Here is a 16,161-nt window from a genome sequence, read left to right as displayed (position 1 = left end):
CGCGGGCCCTGGGCGCGCACGTCGTCGTGTTCAGCACCTCCGACAGGAAGAAGCAGGACGCGCTCCGGCTGGGCGCGCACGAGGTGGTGGTGTCGACAGATGCGGAGGCGATGGCGGCGCAGGCGGGCAGGCTCGACTTCATCCTCGACACGGTGTCCGCGAACCACGACCTCAACGCCTACCTGAAGCTGCTGCGCCGGGACGGCCAGATGGTGCTGGTGGGCATCCCGGACAAGCCGCTGGAGGTCAACGCCATGCTGCTCATGTCCGGGCGCCTGAGCTTCTCCGGCTCCGGAGCTGGAGGGCTCGCGGAGACGCAGGAGATGCTCGACTTCTGCGGGCAGCACGGCATCGTCTCCGACATCGAGCTGATTTCGCTCCCGGACATCAACGACGCCTTCGAGCGGCTGCACAAGGGCGACGTGCGCTACCGCTTCGTCATCGATCTCAAGCGCGCGGCGTAGCGCGCATCGCGAGCATCGGGCGGTACGCCGCCCGGAACGACCAGGCCAGGGAGAGCTCCAGTGCCAGGAGGATGAGGGCTATCGCGATGCCCGCCGGCGCCAGGAAGGCGTGGAACATGAAGATGTTGACGATGACGGGCGCGATGAGTGCCAGCGCCAGCGGCACGAAGCGGTTGGCCAGCAGCAGCACCCCCACCAGCAACTCCGTGCCCTTCAGCAGCGGGAACAGGTACCCCGTCTTCATCATCGCCATGCCGAACGCCATGGCCCCTTCCGGCTGGTTCGACGGCGCCGGAATGAAGTTCAGGAAGCCGTTCAGCCCGAAGACGAAGAACACGAGCCCCATCAACAGCCGGGCTGCGGTCGGCAGGTGGCGGGTCATCGACTTGGACGGAAGTCCTTCCGCTGCATGGCTCATGGACGACGTGGCGGTTCCCATGGGAGTGCTCCTGATTGACTTGGCTTATTGATTTTCTGCACGGAGGGCGAATCCAACACCTGCCCTACGACTGGGGGTGCACCTGGGGCTGCGCCCGGGCGCGCAGCTTCATCACCTGGTACGTGGCGCCGCAAAGGAAGAGCACCAGCAGGGCCGCCAGGGAGGTCTGCACCAGCGGGTCCTGCGGGCTGCTCGCGAGGGGCTGCCCCGCGGGCAGGCGGGTCAGAGTCTCGTTGATGCCCGGCACCAGCAGCACCATGAAGCTGGCGGAGTACGTGAGGGTCCTCACGTAGGTCCCGGAAGCGAACGCTCCCACCGCCATCAGCAGCAGCGCGAGCAGCCCCAGCCCGTGGCCCGGGTTGAAGCCGCCCGTGCTGGAGAGCCCGAACGACGTCACCACGGAGGTGATCATGCTGACCACGTAGGCCTTTCCGACGCGGTTCGCGGGGTCGATGCGCCCGTCGCGCAGGAAGGCCCAGACGCCGAAGACGATGGGGGGCACGCTCACCAGCGTGTGGAGGATGCCAAGGATGGACATGGGGTTCGCCATGGGAGGACTCCGGAATGCAAGGGGTTTGGAAATTCAGGCCAGCAGGTATTCGCGAATCATCACGCGGGCGCGGTGCAGGCGGCTCTTCACCGCGGGCACGTCCAGGCCCAGGCGCTCGCCAATCTCGCGGATGGACAGCTCTTCGAAGTCACGCAGCAGGACGACCTGGAGCGCCTGCGGCGGCAGTGACTCCAGCGCCGCCGCCAGGTCGAGCCGCAGCCCGTCCGGGGTGTGCGCGGCCATCCACTGATCGACGAGCGCCTCTTCGTAGGGGTCCTGCTTGAAGGCGACGCGGCCCAACCGGCGGCACTCGCGCTGCACCACCTTGAACATCCACCCGGAGAACGACGCCAGCTGGCGGACGGCGCCCAGATGGCGGGCGATCACCAGCAGGGCCTCCTGGACCGCGTCGTCCACGTCGCTGATGAGGCAGCGCTGCTGCGCGTAGCGCCGGAGGTTCGGCTGGTACACCTGGAGCAGGTGGGCCATCGCGTCGCGGTCCCCGGTATGGGCCGCGAGCAGCATCGCGTCGGGGGAGGTGGACGAATCCATGGCGCTTCTTCGGACCTCGTGCGGCGGAAGGGAAAATCCCCCGCTTCGCCCGATAAGAGGCGACCACCGGCCGAATGGATTCTCGGCCCTGATGATTTTTTCCGCGAATCCTCCAAGCCCTGGAAACCCCAGGGGTTTTCCCGCACGGCTTTCTGGCCAGTCCATTCGCCGGTCCGGGCGGACGCTTCGCCGCGCCGTTCGTGTCGCTGGCGGCATGGCCCGGAAGCCGGCGCCTGGCAGGCGGCATCGTGGGGCCATGCGAAGCGTCCTGCCTCCCATCGTCGCGGTCCTCCTGCTCACCTTCTCCGCCTCCGCCAGCGAGGACCCCGGCCGCGCCCGGGTGCGCGCCGCCGCCGAGGCCATGGGAGGGGAGGCGCGGCTGAGGGCCCTCTCCAGCCTGCGCATCCAGGGCGTGGGCCACTGGAACCTGCAGGAGCAGGGCGAGCGGCCCGCGCCTCCCTACCGCGTGATGTACGAGCAGTTCGACGAGCTGAGCGACCTGCGCCGCGGCCACCTGCGCCAGAAGAACGAGGCCCGGGGGGCGGTGCTGCCAGACTGGAAGTCGCTGACGATGCTGCTGTCGCAAGGTGTGGTGGCGGTGGAGTACGAGGGGAAGCTGCGGCCCGCGGGCGCCGCCCAGTTCCAGGACCTGCGCGAGCGGCTGGACCTGGCCCCCGAGCACGTGCTGCTCGCCGCGCTGGACGCCGCCGACCTGAAGGCGCAGGCGGACACCGTGCTGCAGGAGGTGCCCCACCACGTCGTCACCTTCAGCGTGCACGGCGCCAGCGTGCGCCTGTTCCTCAATGCCCGCACGGCGCTGCCCACCCGCGTGGAGACGGTGGACGCACACCCGGAGGATCCGTTCTGGAGCATCTGGGGCGACGTGCGCACCGGGCTGTCCTTCCAGGCGTGGTCGCTGGAGCCAGGGGGCCTGCGCTATCCGCGCCAGTGGGACTGGGAGCGCCAGGGCCAGACCTACCATTCCCTCACGCTGACGGCGGTGACGGTAGATCCGCCCTTCACGGACGCGGACTTCGCCGTGCCGGAGGACGTGAAGCAGGGCTTCGAGGCGCGCCGCGCGCGGAAGCTGGAGGACGCGCCCGTCACGCGTCCGGACGCACCGCCGGTGGAGCTGGCTCCCGGGGTCGTGCAGCTCACCGGTCCGGGGAGCGTGGTGCTGGTGGCCCAGGACGACGGCGTGGTGGTGCTGGAGGCGCCGCTCGCGGCGGGCTACTCGGGGCGCGTGCTGGAGGAGGCCGCGAAGCGCTTCCCGTCCCTGAAGGTGAAGGCGGTGGTGTCCACCAGTGACGCGTGGCCGCACATCGGCGGACTGCGCGAGTACGTGGCGCGCGGCATCCCCGTGTACGTGCTGGACGTGAACCGCGCGCTGGTGGAGGAGCTGGTGCGGGCACCTCGCACGCGGCTGCCGGATGCGCTCGCGCTGAAGCCCCGCGCGGCGAAGCTCACCGGCGTGGGCCAGCGTCAGGTGCTGGGCATGGGGAAGAAGCGGCTGGAGCTCATCCCGGCGCGCACGGAGACGGGCGAGCGGAGGTTGTTCGTGTGGCTTCCCGAGGAGCGGCTGCTCTACACGTCGGATCAGGTGAAGTCCCAGCTGGACGGCGCGTTCATCAACGTGCAGCAGGTGGATGAATCCGTGGAGGTGACCCGCCGCGAGAAGCTGGAGGTCACGCGCGTGTTCGGCATGGGCCTGAAGCCCACGGAGTTTGGCGCGCTCACCACCGCCGTGGACCGCGCCCGCGCCCCAGTCGCGCGCTGAAGGCTACCGGGCCCGGCCCAGCCGCCGCTCCAGGTGCTCGCGGCGTGAACGGCTCACGCGCAGCCGCTGCCCGGAGCCCAGCACCACGACCTGCTCGGTGGGCGAAGGGCGGTGTACCTCTCGGATGCACGCCACGTTGACGATGGCGGAGCGGTGGATGCGCACGAAGCGCTCCGGATCCAACCGCGCCTCCAGCGCCGCCAGCGTCTCCCGCAGCACGTGGGCCTTGCCGTCCACGTGTAGCGTGACGCAGTAGTCATCCGCTTCGATCCACTCGATGTCCGCGACCGGCACCAGGACCGCGCGCGTGCCCACGCTCACCAGCAGCCGGTCCTTGAAGGCAGCGGGGGCTGGGGTTGGAGCCTGGGGCCCCGTGGGCTTCGGGGGCGCTTCCGACAGCAGGTCCGCCAGCCGCCGGCCCAGCTCCGCGGCCTCGCCCGCGCGCAATCGCTGGCGGGCCCGGGACAGCGCTTCGTCGAAGCGCCCGTCGTCGAAGGGCTTCACCAGGTAGTCCACCGCATGTACGTCGAAGGCGCGCACGGCGAACGCGTCGAACGCGGTGATGAAGATGACCGCGGGCATCCGCTCCGCGCCCACTTCGCGCAGCACGCCGAAGCCGTCCAGCTCCGGCATCTGCACGTCGAGCAGCACCAGGTGCGGGCGCTGCTCGCGGATGGCCGTCACCGCCTCACGGCCGTCGCGGCACTCGCCGCACACCGTGGCGTCCGGGTGACGCGCCAGCGCCTGCCTCAGCCCTCGGCGGGCCAGCGGCTCGTCGTCCACCAGCAGCACGCGCAGCTCAACCATGCACGGCTCTCTCGGGACGAGGCCCGGAGTGCCACGGCGGCAAACGCAGCTCAGCCATGCACGGCTCCCTCGGGACGGGGCCCGGAGTGCCACGGCAGCATGCGCAGCTCAGTCATGCACGGCTCCCTCGGGATGGGGCGCGGAGTGCCACAGCGGCAAGCGCAGCTCAGCCATGCACGGCTCCCTCGGGACGGGGCGCGGAGTGCCACAGCGGCAAGCGCAGCTCAGCCATGCACGGCTCCCACGGGACGGGGCCCGGAGTGCCACGGCAGGAGGACGGTGGCCTCGGTGCCCGTGCCATCCGCGCTGGCGACGCGCAGGTGCCCCGCGTCGCCGTAGAGCTGCGACAGTCGCGCGCGCGTGTTCGACAAACCAATCCCCTGCCCGCGCTCCAGGTCGAAGCCCGGCGGCAGCCCAACGCCGTTGTCGAGCACCCGCAACTCCAGCGCGTCGCCGTGGCGCCGCGCGCGGATGCACAGCACCCCGGGGGCCGAGCGCGCTCCCACCCCGTGGCGGATGGCGTTCTCCACGAGCGGCTGGAGCACGAGGTGGGGCACGGACGCGTCCAGCACATCCGCGTCCACGTCCCACTCCACGCGCAGCCGGTCCTCGAAGCGGAGCTGCTGGATCTCGAGGTAGCGCGACAGCAGGGCCACCTCGTCGCGCAGGGGCACCTCCTGCGTGGCCCCATGGTGGAGCAGTTGGCGGAGGATGTCGCTCAGCAGCACCAGCATGCGCGCCGCCGCATCCGTCTCCTTCTCGCGCACCAGCACGACGATGGCGTTGAGCGTGTTGAAGAGGAAGTGCGGGTGGAGCTGGGACTGGAGCGCCTGCAGCCGCGACTCGGCGAGCTGCACCGCGAGCGCCGCTGCCTGACGCTCGACCTCCCGCTGCCGGCGCGACGCGTGGGTGGCGGACGCCATCGCGAACACCGCCGCGTACGCCATACCCATCATGGGCAGCCACCCCAGCCAGAAGCGCAGCAGGCGCGTGACGAAGGGCCCGGACGTCATCCCCGAGGCGGGCATGAACAGGGCGGTCGTCACCGTGTAGACGGCGGCGAAGAGGGTCCCCACTCCCAGGCACGCCCCCAGGTGCGTGAGCACGGCGCGCGCACGCAGGGGGCTCAGCCGGTGACGCACCGCGAGCCGCGCGAGCACCGGCGTGAGGGGCAGCCACACGTACCAGGCCGGCATCTGGGCGGCACACACGCGCCACAGCGCGGGCGCCTGCGGCAGGCTCCGGCTGAATGAGTACGTCTCCAGCGCGGAGAAGAGCGCGGGCACGGACCACACGGCGAACCGCCGCGCCCAGGTCCGCCACGCACTGGCGGGAGTGTCGTCCACGAGGCTCAAGAGGACGGCGAGTCTAAGCCAGTCGAAGTCATTCCGTTCAGGGGGAGGCTCCGGCACGGGACACCGCAGGCCCCTTCTCGCGCCGCGCCTGGCGCGTCCCAGCCCAAGGAGCCCCTTCGGTCGAGCTTCCACCGCTGCGTGCCACGCGGGAGGCTGTCGCCGGACGGCCCCAGCCCGTTCCCCGGTGAAGCGGTGGGGGGCGGCCTGCCGGGCGCGCGGGTCCCCAACCTGTCCGACAGTCGGACAGGTTCATCCGCTTCGTCGCCGGGACGCTCCGCCCGAGACCGTGTCGACCGGCGACGGGGGGACGGGAAAGCGCGTGGCAGTGCCAGGACCGAGCGGAGCGCACCCCAGCACCAAAGGCCCTGCCCCCAGGCTGACCGGGGAGCAGCGCGACTCTGGCTTCAGCGCCGCGGACTGCGCCACCTCCGCAGGCGCGGCACACTCTGGGGCCGCTACCCCCGGAATGGATTGAGTTGGGATGGCCTGGCGGGAGGGCGGAGGCAGCGCACGGCCCCCTGCCCTGCTTCAGCGCCAGAGGTTGGTGCGCGCCAGCTCCAGCACCTCGTTGGTCCGGCCGCTGAGCAGCGCCTTCACGCCGAACAGGGTGAAGCCCGCGGCCATGGCGGCGGTGATCTTCGGTGGCATCACCAGCTCCGCCTTGCTGACGACGGCATCCACCAGCACGGGCCCTGGCGTCGCGAGCGCCTGCTGCACCGCCTCGTCCACCTGTCCCGGGTCCTCCACGCGCAGGCCCTTGATGCCCACGGCCTCCGCCAGCGCGGCGAAGTTCGTGGGGTGCATCGACGTGCCCACACTGAGCATGCCGCCCACCTGCTGCTCCATCGCGACGAAGCCCAGGGAGCTGTTGTTGAACACCACGATCTTGATGGGGAGCTGGTGCTGCACGAGGCTGAGGACGTCACCCATCAGCATCGTGAAGCCGCCGTCCCCCGCGAACGCGATGACCTGCCGGTCCGGGAACGCCTTCTGCGCGCCAATGGCCTGCGCCATCGCGCTCGCCATGGAGCCGTGGTTGAACGACCCCACCAGCCGCCGCTGTCCCTTCATAGTCGCGTAGCGCGCGGCCCACACCGTGGGCAGCCCCACGTCGCAGGTGAAGATGGCGCTGTCGGACGCCTGGAGGTCGAACGCGCGGGCCACCTGCGGCGGGTGGATGGGTTTCCTGCCCACGGTGCCCCGCCCCAGGTCATCCAGCTCGTCCCGCGTCTTGCGGTAGTGCGAGAGAGCGCGCTCCAGGTGCTTCGTGTCGCCTTTCTGCTCGATGCGCGGCAGCAGCGCCTCCAGCGTCGCGCTCACACTGCCCACCACGCCCAGGTCCACCCGCGTGCGCTTGCCGATGTTCTCCGCGCGCAGGTCCACCTGGACGACATGGGTGTCCGCGGTGTCCGGATAGAACTGCCGGTAGGGGAAGTCCGTGCCCAGCATCAGCAGCACGTCGCAGTCGATCATCGCCCAGTACCCGGACGCGTAGCCGATGAGACCCGTGAGCCCCACGAAGTGGGGGTTGTCCTTCTCCACGTGCTCCTTGCCCCGAAGCGCGGAGACCACGGGCGCCTGGAGCTTGCGCGCCAGCGCCACCACCTGCGCGCCCGCGCCCTCGCAGCCCGCGCCGCACAGCATCGTCACGCGCGCCCCGCTGTTGAGCATCGCGGCCAGCTGCTCCACCTGCCCGGCGGAGGGCGTCACCACGGACGGCGACGGCGACAGCGACTCCGGGGTGGACGGGCGCGCGTCCTCCGCCTTCTGGAGCGCGATGTCGCCGGGGAGCACCAGCACGGACACGCCCCGCTTGCCCACCGCGTTGCGGATGGCGATCTCCGTCGAGCGCTGCAACTGGTTGGGTCCGGAGATGAGCTCGCAGTAGTGGCTGCACTCGCGGAAGAGCAGCTCCGGGTGCGTCTCCTGGAAGTAGCCGGTGCCCAGCTCCGACGACGGAATCTGCGCCGCGAGGGCCAGCACCGGCACCCGGCTGCGGTGACAGTCATACAGGCCGTTGATGAGGTGGACGTTGCCGGGACCGCAGCTTCCCGCGCACACGGTGAGCTGGCCGGTCAGGTGCGCCTCGGCGCCCGCCGCGAAGGCCGCTGCCTCCTCGCTGCGCATGGCCACCCATTCGATGTCGCCGCGCTTGCGCAGCGCCTCGGTGAGGGCGTTCAGGCTGTCCCCCACCACCCCGTAGATGCGCTTCACCCCGGCGAGCGCCAGGACCTCCGCCAGCTGGTCCGCCACCGTCTTCTTCATGGTCCCCACCTCGCCAGGGGCGGTCAGCCCCCGGCGAAGATGTGCACCGGTGCGTCACGGGGCGACCGGCCGTGCGGGCGTGGGGCTCGCAGGGCTGGCTGCCCGGTCAAACGAAGCCTCAGGGAAAGCCGTTGAGGACGATCTTCCCCACCGTGCGGCCGGTCTCCACGGCCTCGTGCGCGCGCCGCAGGTTGGCGGCGGTGATGGGGCCGAAGTCCTGGGTCATCGTCGTCTTGAGCGTGCCGGCGTCCACCAGGTCCGCCACGGTGTCGAGCAGGCGCTGCTGCGACAGCGGCTCCGCGTCGAAGAGCGCGCGCGTGAACATCAGCTCCCAGTGGAGCGACAGGCTCTTGCGCTTCATGGACGACACGTCGAAGGGCGGCGTGGGCTCGTCGATGAGGCCCAGGCGTCCGAAGGGCTTCATCAGCTCCACCAGCTGCGCGAAGTGCTGGTCCGTCGCGGTGAGGCTGAGGACGTAGCGGGCACCGCCGGGCACCAGCGCGAGCACCTGCGCGGCCAGGGGCTGGCGGTGGTCCACCACGTGGTGGGCACCCTGCGCCTTGCACCAGTCCTGCGACTCCGGCCGCGACGCGGTGGCGATGACGGTGAGGTCGGTGAGCGCGCGCGCGAGCTGGATGGCGATGGAGCCGACGCCGCCCGCGCCGCCCACGACGAGCACCGCGTCGCGCTGGCCGCCCCTCACCCGGGACACGTCCAGCTGGTCGAACAGCAGCTCCCACGCGGTGATGGCGGTGAGGGGCAGGGCCGCGGCCTGCGCGAACGACAGGCTGGACGGCTTGCGGCCGACGATGCGCGCGTCGACGACGTGCAGCTCGGAGTTGGTGCCCGGCTTCGCGATGGAGCCCGCGTAATACACCTCGTCACCGGGGCGGAAGCGGCGCACGTCGGCGCCCACGGCCTCCACGACGCCGGCGGCGTCCCAGCCGAGCACACGGGGCGAGGCCTCCACCTTGTCCTTGGGGGCGCGGATCTTCACGTCCACGGGGTTGACGGACACGGCCCGCACGCGCACCAGCAGATCCCCGGGTCCGGGGGTGGGTGCGGGCAGCTCCACGTCGAGGAGGGCTTCGGGGTGCTGGATGGGGAGGTACTTGTGAAGGGCAACGGCTCGCATGGGAGGCTCCTTGCAGGCAACATCCATCCCCAGGCGGATGCGGACAAGTACGCACAATTTTCACCCCCAGGCACCAAAAGGGTACTGATGGCCCGGCACAAGTCCTACGAGTGCTCCCCGGCATGTCCGGTGGCGGCGACGCTCGACCTGATTGGCGGCAAGTGGAAGGGGCTCATCCTCTTCCACCTGCTCGAAGAGGGAACGCTGCGCTTCGGGGAGCTGCGCAAGCACCTGCCGGACGTGACGCAGCGGATGATGACGCAGCAGCTGCGCGAGCTGGAGGCGAGCGGGCTCGTGCACCGGCGCGTGTACGCGGAGGTGCCGCCGCGCGTGGAGTACAGCCTGACCGCGCAGGGCCAGACGCTGCGCGAGGTCATCCTCGCCCTGAAGCACTGGGGCGAGGGCTATCTGGGCCAGAAGTCCCGCAAGCCCGCGCTCGCCGTCGCGGGCCGGTGACGGGGCCCTGCCGCGCGGCCTACCTCGCCGCGCGCACCATCTGGAGCACCAGCACGAAGTGGAATCCCGCGCCCACGATGGTGAGCGCGTGGAAGACCTCGTGGTAGCCGAAGACGCCGGGCACTGGGTTGGGACGCTTGAAGGCATACGCCAGCGCGCCCACCGTGTACGCGATGCCACCGGCGATGATGAGCAGGACGCCGTTGCCGCCCAGCGAACGGAAGACGTCGCCGAAGTACGGCATCATGATCCACCCCACCGCGACCGCCAGCGCCGCCGTGATGAACTTCGGCGCACCCACCCAGAACAGCGACTGCAGGATGCCGATGAAGGCCCCCGTGTAGATGTAGAGCATCAGCCGGTTGCCCAGCTCCTCGGGCAGCCCCAGCATCGCGACGGGCGTGTACGTGCCCGCGATGAGCAGGAAGATGGCCGCATGGTCCGCCCGCCGCATCCACGCGCGGCCTCGGGGGGACCAGTTCACCCGGTGGTAGGTCGCGCTGATGGTGAACAGCCCCACCAGGCTCAGCGCATACAGCGCCGTCGCCACCGCGGTGCGCTGCGTGGGCGCCAGCGCCACCAGCACCACCCCCGCCCCCACCGAGAACGCCGCCGCCCACTGGTGCAGCACGCCTCGGAGCCTGGGCTTCTCCACCACCAGGGCCGCCGCGGTCATCAAGGCACCCCGAGGGGTGCGACACATGGAAAGACGAAGCATTTCATGATGGGTGCGGCTCCTCGCCTTGCCTACGACATGGTAGGTTTCCTTACAGTAAGTTACCGATGGGTAGGTTCGAGGTCAACTTGAAGAAGAAGCAGCGGCTGACGGGCGCCGAGCGCCGGGTCCAGTTGATGGAGGTCGGGCGAGCCGTCTTCGCCTCGAAGGGCTACGAGGCCACTTCGATTGAAGAGGTCGCCCAGCAGGCGGGCGTGTCCAAGCCCATCGTGTACGAGCACTTCGGCGCGAAGGAGGGGCTGTACGCGGCCATCGTGGACCGGGAGATGGAGGACCTGGTGGCGCGCGTGTCCCTGCGCATCGCCCAGGGCTCGCCCCGGGAGCGCTTCGAGGGGGCGGTGCTGGCGTTCCTGGACTACGTGAAGGAGGTGCCGGAGGGCTTCGCGGTGCTGACGCGCGACTCGCCCACGGCGGTGGCGCGGCGCGGGCTGACGCGCGTCATCGACGACCTGGCGCACCGGGTGGGCGAGGTGTTCCGCAGCGAGTTCGAGCGCGCGGGCTTCTCCTCCAAGGTCGCGCCCATCTACGCCAACGCGCTCGTCGGCATGGTGACCCAGGTGGGCCACTGGTGGGCGGCGGAGGGGCGCGCGTTCTCCACGGAGAACGTGGCCCGGCATGTCGCGGCGCTCGGGTGGATGGGTTTGCGGCACCTGCCGAAGGAGCCCACCGCGCCCGGCGCGAAGCGCGAGGCGAAGCGCCGCGGCTGAAGGCGGGCGGCTCAGCGCTGGAACGAGGTCCCGCCCCTACGCCCCGGGCCCGCGCGCCTTGAGGGCGGCCTGGATGGCTTCGAGGGCGCTGGGGTCCTCGATGGTGGTGAGGTCGCCTGTCTCGCGGCCCTCGGCCACGGCCTGGATGCCGCGGCGGAGCAGCTTGCCGGAGCGCGTCTTGGGCAGCTGGGCCACCAGCAGCACCCGGGCCGGGCGCGCCACCGCGCCCAGCGTCCGGCCCACGGTGTCCATCACCTCGCGCTCCAGCACGGCGCGGTCCTCTTCACGCTGGAGGCGCGTCGGGTCCTTCGGCACGACGAAGGCCATCACCACCTGGCCCTTGAGCTCGTCCTTCACGCCCACCACCGCCACCTCCGCGACGCCAGGGTGGCCGCTGATGGCCTCTTCGATTTCGCGAGTGCCCAGCCGGTGGCCGGCCACGTTGATGACGTCGTCGGTGCGGCCGAGGATGAAGTAGTCGCCGTCCTCGTCGCGCGTGGCCCAGTCGAACGTGTTGTAGACGGGCTGCTCGAAGCTGGTGAAGTAGGTGGAGACGAAGCGCGCGTCGTCGCCCCACACCGTGGACAGACAGCCCGGCGGCAGCGGCGGCTCAATCACAAGCACGCCCTTCTGGTTCGGCGCCGTCACCTCCGCGCCGCTGAGGCCGTCCAGCAGCTTCACGCGGTAGCCATACATCGCCGTGCCGGGAGAGCCCAGCTTGCGCGGACGCGCCTGCACCCCGGGACAGGGCCCGAGGATGGGCCAGCCCGTCTCCGTCTGCCAGTAGTTGTCCAGCACCTGCGTGGAGGGCAGCGCGTCTGAAATCCACGCATGCGTGGGCGCGTCCAGCGGCTCGCCCGCGAGGAACAGGTAGCGCAGGTGGGAGGTGTCATGCCGCTCGAGGAACGCCGCGTCCTGCTTCTTGAGGACGCGGATGGCGGTGGGCGACGTGAACATCACCGCCACCCGGTGCTGCTCCACCAGCCGCCACCAGACGCCCGCGTCCGGCCGGATGGGCAGGCCCTCATAGAGCACCGTCGTCATGCCATTCAGGAGCGGGCCATAGACGATGTACGAATGGCCCACCACCCAGCCGATGTCGCTCGCGGTGAACATCGCCTCGCCGGGCTGGCCCGTATAGATGTGGCGCATGGACGCCGCCAGCGCCACCGCGTAGCCGCCCGTGTCGCGCTGCACGCCCTTGGGGCGCCCGGTGGTGCCGGACGTGTAGAGGATGTAGCTCGGCTCGGAGGACTCCAGCCACGTCACCGGCACCTGGGCGCCCTCGTGCTCACGGCCGAGCGTGGCGTAGTCCACGTCGCGCCCCGGCGTGAACGGGCTGCCGGAGACGAGCCCCCGGTCGAACACCAGGACATGGGCAGGCGGATGCCGGGCGAGCGTCAGCGCCTCGTCCACCAGCGGCTTGTAGGGCACGACCCTGCCGGCGCGCATCCCCGCGTCCGCCGTCACCAGCAGCGCGGGCCGCGCATCGTCGATGCGCACGGCGAGGCTGTGCGCCGCGAAGCCGCCGAACACCACGGAGTGGATGGCCCCCAGCCGCGTGCAGGCCAGCAGCGTGAAGACGGCCTCCGGCACCATGGGCATGTAGACGATGACGCGGTCACCGCGCCCCACGCCGAGCGCGCGCAGCATGGCCGCCACCCGGTTCACCTCCGCGTGGAGCTGCGCGTAGGTGTACAGGCGCCGCTCGTCCGTTTCGGAGGACTCGAAGACGAGCGCGGGCTGGTGGGCGCGGGTGGCCAGGTGCCGGTCCACCGCGTTGTGGCACAGGTTGGTGCGCCCCCCGACGAACCAGCGCGCGAAGGGCGGCCGGGAGGCCTCCAGCACCTGGTCGAACGGGCGCTCCCAGTCGATGAGGCGGGCCTGCTCCGCCCAGAACGCCTCCGGCTGGTCGAGGGAGCGCCGGTAGAAGTCCTCGTAGCTGCCCATGCGGTCGCTCCGTCGCGGTGAGGGGGGTGTCTCCGGACGATCATGACAGGCGCGCAAGGGCCCCGGGAATAACCGCGGCGGCGGACGTAACCCCTTCAGCAATTCAAAAAGGGAGTTCCCAACATGAAGCGTTTCACGAAGTCCTTTGGGATGTCCGTGGCCCTGGTCCTGCTCGCCGCCCCGGTCGTGTACGCAGGGTCGAAGACGACGTTCAACCTGATCATCAACACGACGAGCCGCTATGCGGAGGGCTCGATGGGCTCCACGCGCAACACCGCGGACGCCGTGCAGCGTATCTACTGTCGCTCCGATGCCGACGCCACCGGGGCGGAGACGATGCGCTGCTTCGCCACGAACCTCGCGGGCGTGACCGTGACCTGCAACTCGTCCTCGCCGGTGCTCATCCGCAGCCTGCAGGCCGCCGGTGACGAGTCCTACGTCTCCTTCTCCTGGGACGCGTCCGGCATCTGCCAGTCCTTCGACGTGCTCAAGGGCTCGCACCTGGCCCCGAAGGACCCGTAGTCCCCTGCGCCACTCCCGCCCCCGGTGATCCGATGACGACCTTCCTTCGCACCCTGCTGTCGCAGGGCCTGGGCATCGCGCTCGGCGTCGCCGGGGGTGTGGCCCTGACGCACGCCACCCTGGAGTCCCGCATGGAGCGCCTGCTGGACGAGAAGCTGGACGCGCAGCTCGGCCACCTGCGCTCGCTCGTCCAGTCGCATCCCGGCTCCGCGCCCGTCGTGATGCCGACGCAGGACTCGCGCGAGGAATTGCGGCTCATCCGCGAACAGCTCACCGCGCTCGCGCTCCGGGAGCCTCCGGCAGCAGCGGCCCCCGAAGCGGTGGAGGCGCCGCCCGAAGCGCGGCCCGCCATCACCCCCGAACAGGAAGCGTCCTCGCGTCAGGCACGGCAGGTGCTGGACGAGGCCATCTCCCGGGGCCGCTGGTTGGAAGAGGACCAGCGACGGTTCCACCAGGCGATGCGCGCGGGCACACGGGAGCAGCGGGACGCCCTGGAGAGCGGCCTGTCCATGGCCATCAACAGCGGTCGGCTCCGCCCGGTGTTCGGCGACGAGGGCCGCTGAGGGCAAGGCGCGAACCGGCGGACGCGCACCCTGGGGACCGAGGACCTCGCGCTGGCTTGACCCCGGGGAGGGCCACAGGTCTGCTGACCTCCCATCCTCCCCGGAAGCCGGCCCACGATGAAATGCAGCAAGTGCCTCAATGACGCGACCCTGATCGTGACGTCCGCCATCTTCCCGGGCCTGAGGTGGGGTTACTGCGACGCGCACAAGCCACCGCCGAAGGGGTTCGCCCCTCGCCCCCGGCCCCTCACCGACACCGGGCGGAGGCCCGGGGAATGGGACGGAACGGCGAAGACCCTGAGCTTCCCCTGCATCGTTCCCGGTCCCGAGGGGAAGCCCCTCAAGGCGCTCTGGGCGCTCCAGGACTGGCACATCGAGGACATGGTCTACCCGAAGCACACCGCGATGGTCATGGCGTCCGGGTGTGACTTCCTGCCCTGGATGAAGCGGCTCGCTTCCAAGCATGACTTCACCGTGTGCGAGTTCTCCTTCGAGTCACTGGGTTGGAACCGGGACCCCGTGCTGCGAACGCTGCATGGGCCCTCGCTCTTCCACGAAGCCGACTCGCCTGGCATGGGGGGAAAGCGGGTGCTCAAGGCCAACGCGAAGTCCCAGTCCCCGGCGCTGGTCCCGGACGTGATGTTCAACGGGATCCGGTGCGCGCCGGACGTGAGGAAGCTCGTCCTGGAGGAGGAGCTCGGCTTCGGGACGCATGACATCCCGGTGGCGGGAGGCAACGTCATCGCGGCCCGGAGCAAGGACAACCAGCTCAAGTTCATCGTCGGAGAGCTGGGCTTGTACTCCACCTGGCACCTGGAAGCCTTCGGCTCCAAGCTGGACATCACCCAGGCCCAGTATGGAAAGGCGGCCCTGGCCCAGCGCGCGGCGAAGGCGGGCTACGACCCCGAGCAGTACCTCTTGTGGAAGAACGCCAAGGAGCGGATCCGGAAGATCCTGCTGGACCGCACCACCGCCGAGCAGGAGTGGAGCGCGACCACGCAGAAGAAGCGCGTCCTCTTCGTGCCGCAGTGGGCCTACCACATCGACGTCCAGATGCTCTACGTGGGGCACGGGAGGATCGCGCTGCACAGCTTCCAGAAGCAGCTGGAGCTGGTCCAGTCGCTCTACCTGAAGGCCTCCGCGGAGAAGACCCGGCTGCTCGACGCCATCTCGGCGCTCCAGACGGCCTACGGTCCGGTGACGGCGAGGGCGAAGGAGATCCTCGTGAAGCACGGGTTCGAGGTCATCGACGTCGCGGGGAGCTTCCCGCTCAAGGTGGCGAACGGGCACCTTGACCAGAACGTCCCCGACTCACGGCTGTACTTCAACTTCCTGAACGGCCTGGCCTTGTTCCCCAACAAGGTCATGGTCCTCCACAACGTGGACCAGGAGCATCAGCTCATCGAGCTGGCCTATGAGCTCTTCCAGGAGCAGCTCGGGGAAGCAGGCATCGAGGTCGTGCCCATTGGCAGTCATGTGTCGCTCGGCGGAGGAGCGCGCCCCCATCGCTTCGACGTGAACGACTTCATGTACCGCCAGGGGGGAGGGCTGCGGTGCAAGACGACCACGTTGCCCACGTCCTATGTGGACAAGCTCCAGCCCGTCACCGAGGAGCTGAAGCGCAAGGCCCTGGAGGCGGCACGCATCCAGCGGGAGATGCGGGAGCAAGCGCAGCGGGAAGCCCAGCTCGAGAAGAATGCGCTGGTGACCAACGCCCTCGAAGAGCTCAAGACCCTGGGCCTCTGGTACGACGACATCGACGTGGCCTCGGTCACCACGATCATCAAACAGGGGCATCTCAAGGACGTGATCAAGGCGCTGACCACGCTCAAGGAAGAGGGGGCACCCTCGGACGTCATGAACGAGGCACTGGAGGGGATGAT

Annotated in this window: 16 protein-coding genes; 7 read left to right on the top strand and 9 right to left on the bottom strand. The window is 70.1% G+C overall.

Going from position 1 to position 16,161, the window contains the following annotated elements:
* Nucleotides 1-464, top strand: a 464-nt coding sequence (locus tag D7V93_RS18835) for a zinc-binding dehydrogenase (RefSeq protein ID WP_147451230.1), incomplete at its 5' end; no start/stop codon positions are given.
* Here D7V93_RS18835 and D7V93_RS18830 read toward each other — a convergent pair.
* The 3 genes from D7V93_RS18830 to D7V93_RS18820 all read right to left on the bottom strand — a co-directional run bounded on the left by D7V93_RS18830 (nt 448) and on the right by D7V93_RS18820 (nt 2,005).
* Nucleotides 448-903 (bottom strand): DoxX family membrane protein, encoded by a 456-nt coding sequence (locus D7V93_RS18830; RefSeq protein WP_120644731.1) that lies wholly within the window; start codon nt 901-903, stop codon nt 448-450. The genes D7V93_RS18835 and D7V93_RS18830 overlap by 17 nt on opposite strands.
* A 64-nt stretch (nt 904-967) precedes the next feature.
* Complete coding sequence (locus tag D7V93_RS18825) at nt 968-1,453, bottom strand: hypothetical protein (RefSeq protein ID WP_120644730.1); 486 nt, start codon at nt 1,451-1,453, stop codon at nt 968-970.
* A gap of 33 nt (nt 1,454-1,486) precedes the next feature.
* Nucleotides 1,487-2,005, bottom strand: coding sequence for an RNA polymerase sigma factor (locus D7V93_RS18820; protein WP_120644729.1), 519 nt, complete (start codon nt 2,003-2,005; stop codon nt 1,487-1,489).
* A 256-nt stretch (nt 2,006-2,261) separates the two neighbouring features.
* On the opposite strand from D7V93_RS18820, the gene D7V93_RS18815 reads away from it, so the two are divergent.
* Complete coding sequence (locus tag D7V93_RS18815; protein ID WP_120644728.1) at nt 2,262-3,782, top strand: MBL fold metallo-hydrolase; 1,521 nt, start codon at nt 2,262-2,264, stop codon at nt 3,780-3,782.
* A 3-nt stretch (nt 3,783-3,785) separates the two neighbouring features.
* On the opposite strand, the gene D7V93_RS18810 is transcribed toward D7V93_RS18815, so the two are convergent.
* The 4 genes from D7V93_RS18810 to D7V93_RS18795 all read right to left on the bottom strand — a co-directional run bounded on the left by D7V93_RS18810 (nt 3,786) and on the right by D7V93_RS18795 (nt 9,344).
* Nucleotides 3,786-4,589, bottom strand: a complete 804-nt coding sequence (locus D7V93_RS18810) for a LytR/AlgR family response regulator transcription factor (protein ID WP_120644727.1) — start codon at nt 4,587-4,589, stop codon at nt 3,786-3,788.
* A gap of 224 nt (nt 4,590-4,813) precedes the next feature.
* On the bottom strand, nt 4,814-6,001 hold the full coding sequence (locus tag D7V93_RS18805; protein WP_147451229.1) for a sensor histidine kinase: 1,188 nt from the start codon (nt 5,999-6,001) through the stop codon (nt 4,814-4,816).
* A 471-nt stretch (nt 6,002-6,472) separates the two neighbouring features.
* Nucleotides 6,473-8,209, bottom strand: coding sequence for a ubiquinone-dependent pyruvate dehydrogenase (gene poxB, locus D7V93_RS18800; protein WP_120644725.1), 1,737 nt, complete (start codon nt 8,207-8,209; stop codon nt 6,473-6,475).
* A 118-nt stretch (nt 8,210-8,327) separates the two neighbouring features.
* A complete protein-coding gene (locus tag D7V93_RS18795; RefSeq protein ID WP_120644732.1) occupies nt 8,328-9,344 on the bottom strand; it encodes a zinc-binding alcohol dehydrogenase family protein in 1,017 nt (338 codons plus the stop codon).
* An 87-nt stretch (nt 9,345-9,431) separates the two neighbouring features.
* Here D7V93_RS18795 and D7V93_RS18790 point away from each other — a divergent pair, with 87 nt between their 5' ends.
* Nucleotides 9,432-9,800, top strand: coding sequence for a winged helix-turn-helix transcriptional regulator (locus tag D7V93_RS18790; RefSeq protein ID WP_120644724.1), 369 nt, complete (start codon nt 9,432-9,434; stop codon nt 9,798-9,800).
* 19 nt (nt 9,801-9,819) lie between these two features.
* On the opposite strand, the gene trhA is transcribed toward D7V93_RS18790, so the two are convergent.
* Nucleotides 9,820-10,476, bottom strand: coding sequence for a PAQR family membrane homeostasis protein TrhA (trhA, locus tag D7V93_RS18785; protein ID WP_120644723.1), 657 nt, complete (start codon nt 10,474-10,476; stop codon nt 9,820-9,822).
* A 128-nt stretch (nt 10,477-10,604) separates the two neighbouring features.
* On the opposite strand from trhA, the gene D7V93_RS18780 reads away from it, so the two are divergent.
* Nucleotides 10,605-11,243, top strand: a complete 639-nt coding sequence (locus tag D7V93_RS18780; RefSeq protein ID WP_244237375.1) for a TetR/AcrR family transcriptional regulator — start codon at nt 10,605-10,607, stop codon at nt 11,241-11,243.
* Nucleotides 11,244-11,279: 36 nt separating this feature from the next.
* Here D7V93_RS18780 and D7V93_RS18775 read toward each other — a convergent pair whose 3' ends face one another.
* The gene (locus D7V93_RS18775) at nt 11,280-13,193 is read right to left on the bottom strand and encodes a propionate--CoA ligase (RefSeq protein ID WP_120644721.1); all 1,914 of its coding nucleotides are present in this window, start codon (nt 13,191-13,193) and stop codon (nt 11,280-11,282) included.
* A gap of 123 nt (nt 13,194-13,316) precedes the next feature.
* Here D7V93_RS18775 and D7V93_RS18770 point away from each other — a divergent pair, with 123 nt between their 5' ends.
* The 3 genes from D7V93_RS18770 to D7V93_RS18760 form a co-directional block, all read left to right on the top strand.
* Nucleotides 13,317-13,715: a hypothetical protein gene (locus D7V93_RS18770; RefSeq protein WP_147451228.1), complete on the top strand. Its 399-nt coding sequence runs from the start codon at nt 13,317-13,319 to the stop codon at nt 13,713-13,715.
* Between the two features lie 32 nt (nt 13,716-13,747).
* Nucleotides 13,748-14,278 carry a hypothetical protein gene (locus D7V93_RS18765; RefSeq protein WP_120644719.1) on the top strand — a complete coding sequence of 177 codons (531 nt, stop codon included), beginning with the start codon at nt 13,748-13,750 and terminating at the stop codon, nt 14,276-14,278.
* 117 nt (nt 14,279-14,395) lie between these two features.
* Nucleotides 14,396-16,161 (top strand): hypothetical protein (locus tag D7V93_RS18760; RefSeq protein ID WP_208723065.1); only part of this gene is annotated, 1,766 nt, incomplete at its 3' end.

The organism is Corallococcus llansteffanensis (assembly GCF_003612055.1).
In the GTDB taxonomy this organism is placed as follows: domain Bacteria; phylum Myxococcota; class Myxococcia; order Myxococcales; family Myxococcaceae; genus Corallococcus; species Corallococcus llansteffanensis.
The sequence above is the reverse complement of the archived record's forward strand: the minus strand, read 5'-3'. Positions and strand labels throughout refer to the sequence as shown.

Coding starts and splice junctions, on each gene's coding strand:
- D7V93_RS18830 (WP_120644731.1), bottom strand. CDS start 903: ATGGGAACCGCCACGTCGTCCATGAGCCATGCAGCGGAAGGACTTCCG.
- D7V93_RS18825 (WP_120644730.1), bottom strand. CDS start 1,453: ATGGCGAACCCCATGTCCATCCTTGGCATCCTCCACACGCTGGTGAGC.
- D7V93_RS18820 (WP_120644729.1), bottom strand. CDS start 2,005: ATGGATTCGTCCACCTCCCCCGACGCGATGCTGCTCGCGGCCCATACC.
- D7V93_RS18815 (WP_120644728.1), top strand. CDS start 2,262: ATGCGAAGCGTCCTGCCTCCCATCGTCGCGGTCCTCCTGCTCACCTTC.
- D7V93_RS18810 (WP_120644727.1), bottom strand. CDS start 4,589: ATGGTTGAGCTGCGCGTGCTGCTGGTGGACGACGAGCCGCTGGCCCGC.
- poxB (WP_120644725.1), bottom strand. CDS start 8,209: ATGAAGAAGACGGTGGCGGACCAGCTGGCGGAGGTCCTGGCGCTCGCC.
- D7V93_RS18795 (WP_120644732.1), bottom strand. CDS start 9,344: ATGCGAGCCGTTGCCCTTCACAAGTACCTCCCCATCCAGCACCCCGAA.
- D7V93_RS18790 (WP_120644724.1), top strand. CDS start 9,432: ATGGCCCGGCACAAGTCCTACGAGTGCTCCCCGGCATGTCCGGTGGCG.
- trhA (WP_120644723.1), bottom strand. CDS start 10,476: ATGACCGCGGCGGCCCTGGTGGTGGAGAAGCCCAGGCTCCGAGGCGTG.
- D7V93_RS18775 (WP_120644721.1), bottom strand. CDS start 13,193: ATGGGCAGCTACGAGGACTTCTACCGGCGCTCCCTCGACCAGCCGGAG.
- D7V93_RS18770 (WP_147451228.1), top strand. CDS start 13,317: ATGAAGCGTTTCACGAAGTCCTTTGGGATGTCCGTGGCCCTGGTCCTG.
- D7V93_RS18765 (WP_120644719.1), top strand. CDS start 13,748: ATGACGACCTTCCTTCGCACCCTGCTGTCGCAGGGCCTGGGCATCGCG.